The sequence below is a fragment of the Streptomyces sp. genome (assembly GCF_019510245.1).
Taxonomy (GTDB): Bacteria; Actinomycetota; Actinomycetes; order Streptomycetales; family Streptomycetaceae; genus Streptomyces.
Genome location: NZ_JAEKKT010000119.1, coordinates 119,175 through 132,857 on the forward strand (window position 1 = coordinate 119,175; position 13,683 = coordinate 132,857).

At 73.1% G+C, this 13,683-nt stretch carries 16 protein-coding genes; 12 read left to right on the plus strand and 4 right to left on the minus strand.

What is annotated here, in order from left to right; all coding sequences use genetic code 11:
* Window positions 1-12 precede the first annotated feature (12 nt).
* Entirely contained in the window at window positions 13-798 is a 786-nt protein-coding gene (locus JF597_RS10665; protein ID WP_293992204.1) for an SGNH/GDSL hydrolase family protein, read from the plus strand.
* Between the two features lie 49 nt (window positions 799-847).
* Here the strand turns inward: JF597_RS10665 and JF597_RS10670 are convergent, their stop codons facing one another.
* Both JF597_RS10670 and JF597_RS10675 read right to left on the minus strand, forming a co-directional pair.
* A complete protein-coding gene (locus JF597_RS10670; protein WP_293992206.1) occupies window positions 848-1,450 on the minus strand; it encodes a TetR family transcriptional regulator C-terminal domain-containing protein in 603 nt (200 codons plus the stop codon).
* 42 nt (window positions 1,451-1,492) lie between these two features.
* Window positions 1,493-2,017, minus strand: a complete 525-nt coding sequence (locus tag JF597_RS10675) for a GNAT family N-acetyltransferase (protein WP_293992208.1) — start codon at window positions 2,015-2,017, stop codon at window positions 1,493-1,495.
* On the opposite strand from JF597_RS10675, the gene JF597_RS10680 reads away from it, so the two are divergent.
* On the plus strand, window positions 2,016-2,627 hold the full coding sequence (locus JF597_RS10680) for an XRE family transcriptional regulator (protein ID WP_293992212.1): 612 nt from the start codon (window positions 2,016-2,018) through the stop codon (window positions 2,625-2,627). The two genes, JF597_RS10675 and JF597_RS10680, sit on opposite strands and share 2 nt — an antisense overlap.
* A 114-nt stretch (window positions 2,628-2,741) precedes the next feature.
* Here the strand turns inward: JF597_RS10680 and JF597_RS10685 are convergent, their stop codons facing one another.
* Window positions 2,742-3,920: a glutamate dehydrogenase gene (locus tag JF597_RS10685; protein WP_293992214.1), complete on the minus strand. Its 1,179-nt coding sequence runs from the start codon at window positions 3,918-3,920 to the stop codon at window positions 2,742-2,744.
* A gap of 140 nt (window positions 3,921-4,060) precedes the next feature.
* Here JF597_RS10685 and JF597_RS10690 point away from each other — a divergent pair, with 140 nt between their 5' ends.
* From JF597_RS10690 to JF597_RS10715, 6 genes are all read left to right on the plus strand, one after another.
* The gene (locus JF597_RS10690) at window positions 4,061-5,248 is read left to right on the plus strand and encodes an MBL fold metallo-hydrolase (protein ID WP_293992216.1); all 1,188 of its coding nucleotides are present in this window, start codon (window positions 4,061-4,063) and stop codon (window positions 5,246-5,248) included.
* 868 nt (window positions 5,249-6,116) lie between these two features.
* The gene (locus JF597_RS10695) at window positions 6,117-8,525 is read left to right on the plus strand and encodes an ATP-binding protein (RefSeq protein WP_293992219.1); all 2,409 of its coding nucleotides are present in this window, start codon (window positions 6,117-6,119) and stop codon (window positions 8,523-8,525) included.
* A 98-nt stretch (window positions 8,526-8,623) separates the two neighbouring features.
* Window positions 8,624-9,058 (plus strand): roadblock/LC7 domain-containing protein, encoded by a 435-nt coding sequence (locus JF597_RS10700; protein ID WP_089107225.1) that lies wholly within the window; start codon window positions 8,624-8,626, stop codon window positions 9,056-9,058.
* A gap of 2 nt (window positions 9,059-9,060) precedes the next feature.
* The gene (locus JF597_RS10705) at window positions 9,061-9,432 is read left to right on the plus strand and encodes a DUF742 domain-containing protein (RefSeq protein WP_293992224.1); all 372 of its coding nucleotides are present in this window, start codon (window positions 9,061-9,063) and stop codon (window positions 9,430-9,432) included.
* The gene (locus JF597_RS10710; protein ID WP_293992226.1) at window positions 9,410-10,009 is read left to right on the plus strand and encodes an ATP/GTP-binding protein; all 600 of its coding nucleotides are present in this window, start codon (window positions 9,410-9,412) and stop codon (window positions 10,007-10,009) included. Before JF597_RS10705 ends, JF597_RS10710 begins: the two co-directional genes overlap by 23 nt.
* Before the next feature lie 61 nt (window positions 10,010-10,070).
* Entirely contained in the window at window positions 10,071-10,652 is a 582-nt protein-coding gene (locus tag JF597_RS10715) for a GAF domain-containing protein (RefSeq protein ID WP_293992228.1), read from the plus strand.
* 72 nt (window positions 10,653-10,724) lie between these two features.
* Here the strand turns inward: JF597_RS10715 and JF597_RS10720 are convergent, their stop codons facing one another.
* Window positions 10,725-11,027, minus strand: a complete 303-nt coding sequence (locus tag JF597_RS10720) for a muconolactone Delta-isomerase family protein (RefSeq protein ID WP_293992230.1) — start codon at window positions 11,025-11,027, stop codon at window positions 10,725-10,727.
* 107 nt (window positions 11,028-11,134) lie between these two features.
* On the opposite strand from JF597_RS10720, the gene JF597_RS10725 reads away from it, so the two are divergent.
* The 4 genes from JF597_RS10725 to JF597_RS10740 all read left to right on the plus strand — a co-directional run.
* Entirely contained in the window at window positions 11,135-12,064 is a 930-nt protein-coding gene (locus JF597_RS10725; RefSeq protein WP_293992232.1) for a LysR family transcriptional regulator, read from the plus strand.
* Between the two features lie 129 nt (window positions 12,065-12,193).
* Window positions 12,194-12,907 (plus strand): SDR family oxidoreductase, encoded by a 714-nt coding sequence (locus JF597_RS10730; protein ID WP_293992234.1) that lies wholly within the window; start codon window positions 12,194-12,196, stop codon window positions 12,905-12,907.
* Between the two features lie 59 nt (window positions 12,908-12,966).
* Entirely contained in the window at window positions 12,967-13,392 is a 426-nt protein-coding gene (locus tag JF597_RS10735; RefSeq protein WP_293992236.1) for a nuclear transport factor 2 family protein, read from the plus strand.
* A 122-nt stretch (window positions 13,393-13,514) separates the two neighbouring features.
* The coding region (locus JF597_RS10740; RefSeq protein WP_293992258.1) for an alcohol dehydrogenase catalytic domain-containing protein at window positions 13,515-13,683 on the plus strand (169 nt) is incomplete at its 3' end.

Consider the following 13,683-nt stretch of genomic DNA (forward strand, 5'->3'; position numbering starts at 1 on the left):
GACAATGCATCAGTGATCGGGTCGTACGCGGCGGTGGGGGACAGCTTCACCGAGGGCGTGGGAGACCCCGGCCCCGACGGGGCGTTCGTCGGCTGGGCCGACCGGTTCGCGGTACTGCTGTCCGACCGGCGGCCCGAAGGCGACTTCAGTTACACCAACCTCGCCGTGCGCGGGAAACTGCTCGACCAGATCGTGGCGGACCAGGTGCCGCAGGCCCTGGAACTCGCCCCGGACCTGGTCTCCTTCTGCGCGGGCGGCAACGACATCATCCGTCCCGGCACCGACCCCGACGAGGTGGCCGAGCGGTTCGAGCGCGCCGTGGCCCAGCTGACCGAGGCCGTCGGCACGGTGCTGGTGACCACCGGGTTCGACACCCGGGGCGTGCCCGTCCTCAAGCACATGCGCGGCAAGATCGCCACGTACAACGGACATGTCCGGGCCATCGCCGACCGGTACGGCTGCCCCGTCCTGGACCTGTGGTCCCTGAAGACCATTCAGGACCGGCGGGCCTGGGACGAGGACCGGCTGCACCTCTCTCCCGAGGGGCACACGCGCGTGGCGCTGCGCGCGGGCCAGGTGCTCGGTGTCGAGGTGCCGGCCGACCCGGACCAGCCGTGGCCGCCGCTGCCGCCCCGCGGCACCCTGGAGGTCCGCCGGGACGACGTGCACTGGGCCCGCGAGTACCTCGTCCCCTGGATCGGGCGCCGGCTGCGCGGGGAGTCGTCCGGCGACCACGTGACGGCCAAGGGAGCGCTCTCCCCGGACGACATCAAGATGCGGATCGCCTCCGTGGCCTGAGGCAGAACCGGCGGGCCGGGTAAGGGGTGGCCGCACTGCGGGCCGCCCCTTACTGCTGCTCGGGCAGCCCCAGCTCGCGCGCCAGCGCCTCGTCGACCCACTCCTGGGCCCTTGCCCGGGGCACGGCGCCGGGGTACGACGTCAGCTGGACGGCGAGCCCGTCGAGCAGCGCGGTCAGCCGCAGCGCCGCTGCCGCGGGGTCGGGGCACCGGAACTCGCCCGCGGCCACCCCCTCGGCGACCACCTCGGCGATCGCCGCCTTCCACTGCTGGTCCAGGGCCTTGGTGACGTCCCGCAGCGCGGGCTCGCGCAACGCCACCGCCCAGCCCTCGATCCACAGCCGCCAGCCCTTGGCCTGCCCGGTCGGCGCGTACCAGCGCACCGCGGCCCGCAGCCGGCGCAGCGCCGATGTACGGCGGCCCAGCAGCTTGCGCAGGTGCGCCAGGTCGCCCTCGGCGGCATAGGTGAAGGCGGCGGCGACCAGTTTCTCCTTCGTCGAGAAGTGGTACAGCACCAGCGCGTTGCTCACGCCGAGCGCCGAGGCCACATCGGCGATCCGCACCGCCGCCACGCCCCGCGCCTCGATCTGCTCGATGGCGGCCCGCAGCAGTTCCTCCCGCCGCTCGGCCACGCTCAACCGCACTCTCGCCACGCGGTCACCCTAATCGGTCGTCCCCCCACCCGCGTTGCCGTCTCAGGCCAGCGGCAGCCGCATGATCGTCAGGTCCAGCCAGCGGCCGAACTTGGTGCCCACCTCCGGGACCGTGCCGACGTGCTCGAAGCCGAACCGGTCGTGCAGCCGGATCGACGCGGTGTTCCGGGCCTCGATGCCGGCGATCATCACATGGTGGCCGGCCTCGCGCGCGGAGGCGATGAGCGGGCCCAGCAGCGCGGAGCCGATGCCGAGCCCCTGGCTGCCCTCGCGGACGTAGACGGAGTTCTCCACCGTGTGCCGGTAGCCGTCCAGGGCGCGCCACGGGCCGTAGACCGCGAACCCGGCCACCTCTCCCGGCGCGTCGGCGACCTCGGCCACGAGTGCCGAGCCGCGCTCCAGATGGGGGGCGAACCAGGCCGAGCCCTCGGCGGGCGACTGCGGGGTCTCGGTCCACAGGGCCGTCGAGTGCTCGACCGCGTGATTGCGGATCGCGCGGACCGCCTCCTCGTCACCGGGACGGGCCGGACGGACCGCAACCACACCTCTCTCGTATATTGGATTCATGTCCAACATAGTAGAACCGCCGGTGGACCCGCTGGTGCTGCGGATCGCCGCCCGGGTCCGCACCGAGCGGGAGCGCCGCCGCTGGACGCTGGCGCAGCTCGCGGACGCCTCCGGCGTCTCCCAGGCGATGATCAGCCGGATCGAACGCGGCGAGAGCAGCCCCACCGCGGTCGTGCTCGGCAAGCTGTCCGCCGCCTTCCGGATCGGCGTCGCCTCGTTGATCACCGACGCCGAAGGCGGGCAGGGCGCACAGGAGTCCGTGGCGGACACCCCGGGCGTGCGGCGCGGCGCCGAGGCCGCCGAGTGGCGCGACCCCGGCACCGGCTACCGGCGCCGCCAGATCACCGGCCCGCGCTTCCCGGCGGAGATCGCCGAGATCCGGCTGCCCGCCGGAGCCCGGGTGCCCTACCCGGCCGCGGCCTTCGCCTTCGTACGGCAGCTCGTCTGGGTCCTCGACGGCCGGCTCACCTTCCACGACGGGGACGCGGTCCACGAACTCGACGCCGGCGACACCATCGAACTCGGCGCACCCGCCGAGCGCGTCTTCGCCAACACCACCGATGCCGAGTGCCGTTACGCCGTCGTGCTCACCCGCGACACCAGGCCGTGAGCCGGCCGCCGGCGCGCCCCTGCTCGAGCCGCTCGGCCGGCAGGGCACCAGCATTCCGGCCCGAGCGCGCTGCTGCTCGCCGCTGCTCTCGGACGCCGCTGTCGGCGTGTCGCGTCACCGGTACCAGCCGAACCGCTCCGCGATCACCGGCAGCCGGTCGGTGACCAGGGCGTGGGCCGCGGCGCGCGGAGTCGTGCCGTCGGCCTCCGCGCGGTCCAGCATCAGCCCCACCAGGGCCCGCATCGAGCGGCGGATGTGGGCGAAGGCCTCGTCGGCGTCGGGGCCGATGTCGCCGAACAGGGTCCACCACCACCAGGCGTTGGTGCCCGAGTTCACCACCACGTCCGGCAGCACGGTCACCCCGCGCGCGGCGAGCCGTCCCTCCGCCTCGGGGAGCACCGGCATGTTGGCCGCCTCCACGATCCAGCGGGCGCTGACCAGGTGCGCGTTGGCCGCGTCGACCACGTACGACACCGCCGCCGGCACCAGCACCTCCGCGTCGGCGGACAGCCAGGCGTCACCCGGCAGTTCCGCGTCACCGGGGCCCAGCACCGCGCGGTCGACGGTGCCGTACGCGTCCCGCGCGCGCAGCAGCGCCTCGACGTCCAGACCCGCCGGGTTGGCGATCGTGCCCTTGATGTCGGCGACCGCCACGACCGTGAGCCCCGCACGGGAGAGGAACCGCGCCGTGGCCCCGCCCATCGTGCCGAGGCCCTGCACGGCGACCCGCGTCCCCCGGTGCGGCACCCCGGCCCGGTCCAGCGCCGCCAGCGCCGACTCGGCGACCCCGCAGCCGCCGGCCAGCTCGTCCAGACCGATCCCGTCCACCTCCACGGCGAAGGCGTCCGCGAGTCGCCGCCGGGCCGCCGTCTCGTCGTCCAGCAGCGGATACACGGCCTGGATCGAGGAGACCAGCCCCGCCTCGGCGGCCGCCCGGTCCACCAGGTCCTGGGTGAGCCCCAGGTCCTCGCCGGTGGTCCAGAAATCCTCCACATACGGCCGCATGGCCCGCAGGTAGCGTACGAGCAGGGCGTACGCCCCGGGGTCCTGCGGATCGCAGTCGATGCCGCCCTTGGCGCCGCCCAGCGGGATGTAGCGGCCCTCGGGGTTGTAGTGCAGGGCCTCCTTCATCGTCATGCCGCGCGCGAGCCCGGTCACCTCCTCCAGGGTGCAGCCGGGCCGCATGCGCAGACCGCCGCTGGCCACCCCCCGCACCAGCCGGTCGACGACCAGGAAACCCCGGCGGCCGGTGACGTGGTCGGTCCAGACGAGGGACATCAGGGGAGCGGTCACGAAGGCTCCTCGGGAGCGGTGTGAAGAAACAGTGTTACTGAACAGTGGGTCAGTATCGGGAGGCGGATGGCGCGGTGTCAACGCCGACCGTCCGAAGGGCCGACCATAATGGGGACCTCGGCGACACCACTGGAGGTACCGTGACCGGTTTGCGTTCCCTGAGCTCCGGGCTCCGCGTGCTGCGGCCCGCTGCCTTCGGCGCGGACCCCGGCGGCGCGCGCCTGGCCCGCATCCAGGGCTCCCCGAACTTCGCGGACGGTGTCTTCCAGAACCCCGGCGGCACCACCCGGATGCGGCCCTCGGGGTCGATGCTGGAGTTCGCCAGGACCTACTTCGAGAAGGAGCAGCGGGCCCGCAGAGCCCCCCGGGGCACCGTCCCGGTGCACCCCACCACCGTCGCCGACCTCGCCCGCCCCGCCGCCACCGGTCTGCGGGTGACGTGGATGGGCCACTCCAGCGTCCTCGCCGAGATCGACGGACACCGTGTCTTGTTCGACCCGGTCTGGGGCGATCGCTGCTCCCCGTTCCCGTTCGCCGGGCCCAGGCGGCTGCACCCGGTGCCGCTGCCGCTCGCCGAGCTCGGCCCGGTCGACGTCGTGGTCATCTCGCACGACCACTACGACCACCTCGACCTGCCCACCATCAAGGCGCTGGCCGGCACGGACACCGTGTTCGCCGTACCGCTCGGCGTCGGCGCCCACCTCGAACACTGGGGAGTCCGCGCCGACCGGCTGCGCGAGCTGGACTGGCACGAGGAGACCAAGGTCGGCGGACTCACCCTGACGGCCACCCCCGCCCGTCACTTCTGCGGTCGGGGACTGCGCAACACCCAGCACACCCTGTGGGCGTCCTGGGCCGTCGCCGGCGAGGAGCACCGGATCTACCACAGCGGTGACACCGGCTACTTCGACGGGTTCAAGGACATCGGCGCCGACCACGGGCCCTTCGACGTGACGATGATCCAGATCGGCGCGTACAGCGAGTTCTGGCCCGACATACACATGACGCCCCAGGAGGGCATGCGCGCCCACCTCGACCTCCAGGGCGGGCAGCCGCACGGCGTGCTGCTGCCGATCCACTGGGGCACCTTCAACCTCGCCCCGCACGCCTGGGCCGAGCCGGGGGAGTGGACCAAGGACGCCGGCGACGAGGCGGGCCAGGCGGTCGCGCTGCCGCGCCCCGGCGAGCCCTTCGAGCCGTCCGGGAAGCTGCCCGCGGACCCCTGGTGGCGTACGGTCTCCGCGCCGGTCGCCCGGCCGTGGCAGCGCGAGAAGCGGCCGGAGGGCGCCCCCGGGCAGGGGGACCTCGGCCTCGCCGGCGAACTGTGACGGCCGTTCCGGTGCGTCACATGACGAAGGGCCGGTGATTCCGGCTCCGCTGCGGCGGTGACGTGAGAGTGGCGTGGATGCCTCTGCGCAACCTGGCAGGGGCATCGTCATGAGCCCTGCCCGTATGCCAAGTCCCGTTTTTCTGCCGGGGCTTGAGCTTTTCCGGTGCCACGCGGCCCTGTCACTCCCGGCCCTGCCCGGTGCTGTGCGCCGGCCGCTTCCCCCGGCCCTCGCCGGCCGCATCAAGGACCCGGACGTACGGGAGCTCCGCGGAGTCGGCGCCCTGGACCGGTTCATCGACAGCGCGGACGTCCTGAGCCGCCCGGACCTGCCCCGGGCCGCAGTCGACGCGGTGACGGGCATCCACACCGGCGAGGGGCCGCCCCGCCGGCGAGGGGCCGCCCCGCGCCCCGACGGAGGGACGCCGTATCCGAGACGGTCACCTTGCGTGACGCTCTGGGGGGTGGTGCGGCCGGCCTGGAGGGCCCTGTGGCCGCGTCGATCGGCCGGTCGGCGGGTGGCGGACCAAGGGGGGGCGAACGGGACGGAGCGCCGGAAGCCCTGGCCCGGACCTTCCGTGAGTGACCGTTTCTGAGCAGGTCGGACCGGTGGGTGACCGTTCGGGGGCGGGGTGCCGAGGAGGTTATCGGTCTTTCGTACGACGGCTCATACCAGAGCGGGACCATCTCCGGGGGACTTTGTCAACTGCCCACCGCACATGATGCGTCGGCGACTACTGTGAGTGTCCGTCGGACGACACGGGGCCGAATTCTTTTGCGGTCCCCTCGCCCGGCACCGCGATGGCGCATGCCCGACTCGCGCGACCCGCGCGAGGAACCAGGCCCGACGGACCAGTACGAGGACGCAGATGTCTCACCTCCGTGCACCGGCCGCCCGCGCCGACCGCCGTGAGGGCGGCCGGCACGGACGACCGGTCGCCCGATCCGTTCCCGCGCTGCCCGAGACCCACATACGGCCTCAGCTCATGCGGCTGGCGGTGCTGCCGCCGGTCGCGGTGGCGCTCAGCGGCTGCGCGGCCGTCCTGTTCACCGTCCGCTCCACCGGCGCCCGGCCCAGCCTCACCCTGCTGGCCGTGCTCGCCGGAGCGGCCTCGGTGACGGCCGCGGGCATCGTGATCGCCGCCGTGGCCGCGGGGCGCGCCGCCCGTTCGGTCAGCGACCGCGTCGGCGCCCTGCGCCGCAACGCCGCCCGCGGCGAGGCCGATCTGCTGGCCCTCGTCGACGCACTGCGCCGCGGCGAGACCCCGCCCCCGCGCAAGCCGCGCGGCGGACCGCCCGAGGACGCGGACGACTTCGAACTGCTCGCCGCCGACCTGTCCCGCGCGCACGACGGCGCCGTCACCGCCGTCGTACAGGCGGCCCAGCTCTCCAGCCAGGCCGGCAGCGAACAGAAGCTGGAGGTCTTCGTCAACCTGGCGCGGCGGCTTCAGTCCCTCGTGCACCGGGAGATCTCGATCCTCGACGAACTGGAGAACGAGATCGAGGACCCGGACCTCCTCAAGGGCCTCTTCCACGTCGACCACCTGGCCACCCGGATCCGACGGCACGCCGAGAACCTCGCCGTCCTCGGCGGCGCCGTGTCCCGGCGGCAGTGGAGCAACCCCGTCTCCATGACCGAGGTGCTGCGCTCCGCCATCGCCGAGGTCGAGCAGTACTCCCGGGTCAAGCTCGTCCCGCCGATCGACGGCGAACTGCGCGGGCACGCCGTCGCCGACGTCATCCACCTCCTCGCCGAACTCGTCGAGAACGCCACGGTGTTCTCCGCCCCGCACACCCAGGTGCTGCTCCGCGCCAACCTCGTCACCTCCGGCCTCGCGGTCGAGGTCGAGGACCGCGGACTCGGCATGCCGGTCGGCGAGCAGTCCAAGATGAACGCCCTGCTCGCCGACCCCGACCAGGTCAACGTCGCCAGCCTGCTGGCCGACGGCCGCATCGGACTCTTCGTCGTCTCCCAGCTCGCCCGCCGGCACGGCATCAACGTCCGTCTCCAGACCAACATCTACGGCGGCGTCCAGGCCGTCCTCGTCGTCCCGCAGGGCCTGCTGGGTAGGACACCGGGCGTACCCGGTTCGCTGCCGCAGCCGCGCGACACGACGAACGGGGGCGGCGCGCCGGGGGCGCTCTCCGGTGTGCCCGAAGCCGGGGGAGCCCGGCCGTCCGACGGCAACGGGACGCCGGCGGGTGTCCGCGGCTCCGCCGGGCCGGACACGGGAGCCGGAAGCAGGGCCGCCGGGGGCGGACCGCCGGCCGGCCCAGGGCCCGGGCAGCAGCAGGGTCCTGCCCCGGCCGCCGTCGGCGGGCGGCGCCGGCACGCGCAGTACGGGGGCGCACCCGCGCCGCTCCCGGTGCGCGGTGCCCAGGATACCCGTCCGAACCCCGCCGAGGCGCTGCCCGGCATCCGGCCCGAAGACCGGCCGGCGGTCGCCGAGCACGCGGGCGCCCCGCCGGTACCGCGGGTCGGCGCCGTGCGCGGCACGATGGGCAAACCCCAACTGCCACGCCGCCGGGCCCAGGAACACATCGTTCCCCAGTTGCGCGGCGGCCCGGCACCCCGCCAGGAGAACGAGAACCCGGCCGGGCACGACCCCGGTCTGATGGCCGCCTTCCAGCGCGGCATCGGCCTCGCCGAGGCCCAGCAGCACCTGGAGGCCACCGAGACGGAGCCGACCGCCGCCGACCCCGTGGGCGGGACACATGGCGCGTCCCTCCATAACGGGTTCACCACCGCGGGCTACGCCGACATGGCCGCCCGCGACGCATCCGGCGACCGGCCGACCAACACGTCCCCTGCCACGCATATGGATGCCGCGCACATGGACTCCACGCACATGGACGCCGCGCATATGGAGGCGGCACACGTGGACGCGGCACACGCGGAGGCCGGGTACCTGACCCCGGACCACTCAGCTCCCGACCACACAGCTCTCGACCGCACAGCGCCGGACCAGTCCGCCCGGCACCGCATGACGCCGGCCCCCCTGGCACTGGACCCCCTGGCTCTGACCCAAACCCCTGGCCACACGGCCTCCGACCACACGGCCTCCGACCCCACGGCCTCCGACCACATGACCACAGGCCGTCCGGCCACGGACCACCCGGTCACGGACCACATGGCCCCCACGCACATGAGCCGGACCCACCGGGACCCCGCCGACACCCAGTCCGCGTCCCGGTCCCCGTCGTACTCCCAGGCCCTGCGCCCGGTGCACACCTCCGAATTCACCGCCCGGCCCGACGGGAGCGCACCGGCCGGATGACCAGCACCGTATCCACCCCCACCCCCACCCCCACCCCCACCCCCACCCCCACCCCCAGCGCTCCAGCTGATCTTCGTACCCCAAGGAGTCGATCCACCATGGCGAGCGATGCGCCGACCGCCCAGGTATCCGACCTCGACTGGCTGATGAGCGGCCTGGTGCAGCGCGTGCCGCACACCACCAGCGCGGTGCTCCTGTCCTGCGACGGACTGGTGAAGTCCGTCCACGGCCTCGACCCGGACAGCGCCGACCACATGGCGGCGCTCGCCTCCGGCCTGTACTCGCTCGGCCGCAGCGCGGGCGTCCGCTTCGGCGACGGCGGGGACGTCCGCCAGGTCGTGGTCGAACTCGACTCGACGCTGCTGTTCGTCACCACCGCCGGCTCCGGCACCTGTCTCGCCGTGCTCGCGGGCCGGGAGGCCGACGCCGCCGTCCTCGGCTATGAGATGGCGATGCTCGTCAAGAGCGTCCGCCCCTACCTCGTCACCGCGCCCCGGCAGCACGCCGTCGAATCCACGGCGATGAGGCCTTGAGGGTGGCGGCAGCCGGCGACGGGCCCTGGCTCGACGACGCGGCCGGACGCCTGGTGCGCCCGTTCACGGTCAGCAACGGCCGGACCGAGCCCAGCGTCGCCCTGGACCTCATGTCGCAGGTGATGGCGACCGGGTCCACGCCCCTCGGCTACCTCGGCCCCGAACACGCACAGGCCCTCGACCTGTGCCGCGCCCCCGTCTCGGTCGCCGAGGTCGCCGCGCACCTCACACTGCCCGCCGTGGTCACCAAGGTGCTGCTCTCCGACCTCGTCGACTGCGGGGCGCTGACCGCCAAGCCCCCCGTGTTCCACCACAACCCCACTGACAGGTCCCTCCTGGAGGCAGTGCTCGATGGACTACGACGACAGCTCTGATCCCTTCCCCACCGCACTGAAGATCCTGGTGGCCGGTGGGTTCGGGGTCGGCAAGACCACCTTCGTGGGCGCGGTCAGCGAGATCGCGCCGCTTTCCACGGAGGAGCTCCTCACCACGGTGAGCGCCGCGACCGACAGCCTCGAGGGGATCGAGAACAAGGTCGAGACGACCGTGGCCATGGACTTCGGCCGCATCACCCTGGACCCGGAGCACGTGCTCTACCTGTTCGGCACGCCCGGACAGGAGCGGTTCTGGTTCATGTGGGACGAGCTGTCCGAGGGCGCGCTCGGTGCGGTCATCCTCGCCGACACCCGGCGCCTGGAGGACTGCTTCGCGGCCGTCGACTTCTTCGAGGAACGCGGCCTCGGCTTCATCGTCGCCATCAACGAGTTCGACGGCTCCTACCGCTACGACCCCGAGGAGGTGCGAGCCGCCATCGACCTCGACCCGGAGGTCCCGGTGGTCCGCTGCGACGCCCGCATCTCCAGCTCCGGGGTCCAGACCCTGCTCACCCTCGTCCGCCACCTCATCGCCCACGCTCCGGTCTCCGCGCCGAGCCACGGCGCCCACATGTGAACCCCATACACCCCTCACGGAGCCCGTATATGACCCACGTCCACTGCGACGGAGCCCGCGCATGAGGTACGACCCGCCGCGCCCGGCCGGCCGGCTGCTGCTCACGCCGGAGGACAAGGAGGCCCCCGAGCGCACCCGGCGCCTCGGCCAGCTGCGTCTGGGAGCAGACCCGGACCCCGCCCTCGACGCCTACGCGGACCGGCTCGCAGAGGTCACCCGGGCGCCGTACGCCATGGTCAACTTCATCGACCTCAACCGTCAGTTCTTCGCGGGACTGCACCTGCCGGACGTGGCGCCGCCCGTGGTACGGCCCGACGGCAGCACCCCGGTCCTCGGCCGTGAACTGCCCCGCGACCATGGTTTCTGCCCCCACGTGGTGGTCCGGCGCAAGGCGCTGGTCCTGGAGGACGTCTGCGACTACCCGCGGTTCGCCGGCAACCCGGTCGTCGACGAGTTCGGCATCCGCTCCTATCTGGGTGCCCCGCTGATCGACAGCACGGGCACGGTGCTCGGCACGGTGTGCGTGGTCGACGTGGAGCCGCGGCCCTGGGGCCGGCCCGGTCTGGAGACCATCAAGTCGTCGGCGGCGGAGCTGGTGGCCCGCATCGAGCGCCGCGAGGCAGACGGTCTGCCGCTGCTGTGACGACGGGAACAGCACCTTCACCGGCCGACCGGTCCATCACCTCCGTGTCCCGGCCCATGCCCGCGGCGAGGGTCAGCGAGCGCCCTCGACCCGGCCCGGGTCGTTGGGGTGGGACTCCAGCGGGGTGACGGTGACCGTCATCCACGGGCGCAGCGGGAGGGTACCGAGCACCTTCTCGTGGAGCTCCTCCTCGTCGGCGGCCCGCCAGACGCCGATGCTGCGCAACTCGCCCACCGGCCGCCACAGCCGGTCCAGGTGACCGGTCGCGGCCAGCTCCCCCGCCCGCACGGCCTCCGCGGCGCGCCGCCGGTCGACCTCGTCCTGGCCCGTGCCCTCGGGGACGGTCGTGGTGATCTCGACCAGGAACTCTCGCACGGTGCACTCCCTTCGTCGTCGCTGACTCCATCCTGCGCCGCCACCGGCACCGCCGCCACGACCGGCTGTCTCGCTGCTGGGAGGTGCGGCCTCCCAGCACGCGTAGCATGACGCGCGTGGAACTGCGCCAGCTGCGGTACTTCGTCGCGGTCGCCGAGGAGCTGAACTTCGGGCGGGCCGCCGAGCGGCTGCTCATCGCCGGTCCCTCCCTCTCCCAGCAGATCAAGGCGCTCGAACGGGACCTGGGCGTCCGGCTCTTCGACCGGGACCGCCGCTCGGTCTCCCTCACCCCCGCCGGCGCCGCGCTGCTTCCGCGCACCCGGGACCTGCTGGAGCGGGCCGACGACCTCAAGCGCCGGGCGGGCCGCCTCTCGGGCTCCCAGTCGGTACGGCTCGGCTACGTCAACTGGCTGCCGGCCGACCTGGGTTCGCGGACCGCCGCGGTGGCCCGGGTGCATGTGGACGCCTGGGTCGCGCCCTCCCACACCCAGGCCACCCGGGTCGCCGACGGCAGCCTGGACCTCGCCGTCTGCTGGGTGCGCACCGAGGACCTCGAACGGCTCGGGCTGCGAGCCCGGCTGATCGGCGCCGACCGGCTGTACGCCGTCGCGAAGGGGACCGACACGAGCGACCTGCCGGCCCGGGACACCGACATCCTGATCGACGACGACGTGACCTCCTGGGCCTCCTGGAACGTGTACGCCGAAGAGCTCACCCAGGCCGTCGGCGCCCGCCCGGTGCGCATCTCCGACGGCGCCGTCACCGGCCCCGCCTACTTCGACCACGTCCGGCGCTGCACCCGGCCCGTCCTCAACTCGCCCAAGGGCCAGACCGCTCCGCTCCCGCCCGACCTGGTCCGCCGCGAGATCGTCGCGCCGAAGGTGTACTGGACCTGGTCCCTGGTCTGGCGGGCGAGCGAGGACCGGGCCGGCGTCCTGGCCGCCGTCGACGCGCTGTGCGACGGCGTCGGCGACCTCGGGATCCACGCCCCGGACGCCTGGCTGCCCGCGGGCGACCCGTACGCACTGCCCGGCTGAGCTGCGCTGGGAGGCCGAGCCTCCCAGCCGGGAGGAAAACCGTCCTGGCATCCCTGCCAGGCCCGCCCTACCTTCTAAATAGTCGACCGGTCGGCTAGTAACCGGTCAGCCACTACCGAGAAGGTCATCATGAACACGCAGCAGCAGAAGGTCGCGATCGTCACCGGTGCGTCCCAGGGCATCGGCGCCGCCCTCGTCGAGGGCTACCGCAAGCTCGGCTACGCGGTCGTCGCCACCTCGCGCACCATCGCCCCCGCCGACGACGCCGGCGTCCTGACCGTCCAGGGCGACATCGCGGACCCGGCGACCGCCGAGCGGGTGGTGGCCGCCGCCGTCGAGCGGTTCGGCCGGATCGACACCGTGGTCAACAACGCGGGCGTCTTCGTAGCGAAGCCCTTCACCGACTACACCGCCGCGGACTACGCCACCGTGACCGGCATCAACGTCGCCGGCTTCTTCCACCTCACCCAGCAGGCGGTCCCGCACCTGCTCGCCCAGGGCGGCGGGCACATCGTCAGCGTCACCACCAGCCTGGTCGACAGCGCGGACGCCCGGGTCCCCTCCGTCCTGGCATCGCTCACCAAGGGCGGCCTGCAGTCCGCGACCAAGTCCCTGGCGATCGAGTACGCCACCCGCGGCATCCGCGTCAACGCGGTGTCGCCCGGCACCATCAGGACCCCCATGCACCCGGCGGAGACCCACGAGTTCCTCGCCGCCCTGCACCCGGTCGCCCGGATGGGTGAAGTGAGCGACATCGTTGACGCGGTGCTCTTCCTGGAGACCGCGCCGTTCGTCACCGGCGAGATCCTGCACGTCGACGGCGGTATGAGCGCCGGACACTGACGGCACGGCACCGCACGCCACCCAGCACCCCACCCCGGGCACACGAAAAAGGAGCGGACATGACCAGCACGGCGGACGACACGGCGATCCTGACCGGGGTCCTCGACCGGTGGAAGGCGGCCGTCGACGCACACCGACCCGAGCGCGTCGCGGCTCAGTTCACCGAGGACGCCGTCTTCCAGGGACTGCATCCCTACAGCGTCGGACGGCAGGGAGTCGCCGCGTACTACGACTCCCAGCCCCTCGGGATGAAGGCGGCGTACCGCGTCCTGGAGACCCGGCGGCCCGCCGACGGTGTCGTCCTCGGCTACCTGGCCGTCGAGTTCTCCTTCACCGACCGGCCCCCGCTGGAGGTCAAGCTCTCCGTCCTCGTCACCCGGACGGACGAGGACTGGCACATCGCCCACTACCAGGTCTCCCGCCTCGACTTGCCGTCTCCTGCCGGGTGTTCCCGGGGCGTGAAGCCGAGCTGTGGCGGCGCTTAAGAAATCCTCGATGGACCGGTGCGCCCGGGTGGGGCAGATTGCTCTGAGATTCCACCCCCCTCCCCGGCCGCGGGCCGCTTCGGCGTCCCCGCGGCCGGGACCTCACGCACAGGAGCCGAGCGTTGAAGGCGCTGGTCAAGGAGAAGGCGGAGCCCGGGCTGTGGCTCCGGGACGTGCCGGAGCCCGCAGTCGGTCCCGGTGACGTACTGATCAAGGTCCTGCGGACCGGCATCTGCGGCACGGACCTGCACATCCGGGCCTGGGACGGCTGGGCTCGGCAGGCCATCACCA

Coding starts and splice junctions, on each gene's coding strand:
- JF597_RS10710 (WP_293992226.1), top strand. CDS start 9,410: ATGGACTACGACGACAGCTCTGATCCCTTCCCCACCGCACTGAAGATC.
- JF597_RS10735 (WP_293992236.1), top strand. CDS start 12,967: ATGACCAGCACGGCGGACGACACGGCGATCCTGACCGGGGTCCTCGAC.
- JF597_RS10700 (WP_089107225.1), top strand. CDS start 8,624: ATGGCGAGCGATGCGCCGACCGCCCAGGTATCCGACCTCGACTGGCTG.
- JF597_RS10680 (WP_293992212.1), top strand. CDS start 2,016: ATGTCCAACATAGTAGAACCGCCGGTGGACCCGCTGGTGCTGCGGATC.
- JF597_RS10695 (WP_293992219.1), top strand. CDS start 6,117: ATGTCTCACCTCCGTGCACCGGCCGCCCGCGCCGACCGCCGTGAGGGC.
- JF597_RS10715 (WP_293992228.1), top strand. CDS start 10,071: ATGAGGTACGACCCGCCGCGCCCGGCCGGCCGGCTGCTGCTCACGCCG.
- JF597_RS10725 (WP_293992232.1), top strand. CDS start 11,135: ATGACGCGCGTGGAACTGCGCCAGCTGCGGTACTTCGTCGCGGTCGCC.
- JF597_RS10675 (WP_293992208.1), bottom strand. CDS start 2,017: ATGAATCCAATATACGAGAGAGGTGTGGTTGCGGTCCGTCCGGCCCGT.
- JF597_RS10730 (WP_293992234.1), top strand. CDS start 12,194: ATGAACACGCAGCAGCAGAAGGTCGCGATCGTCACCGGTGCGTCCCAG.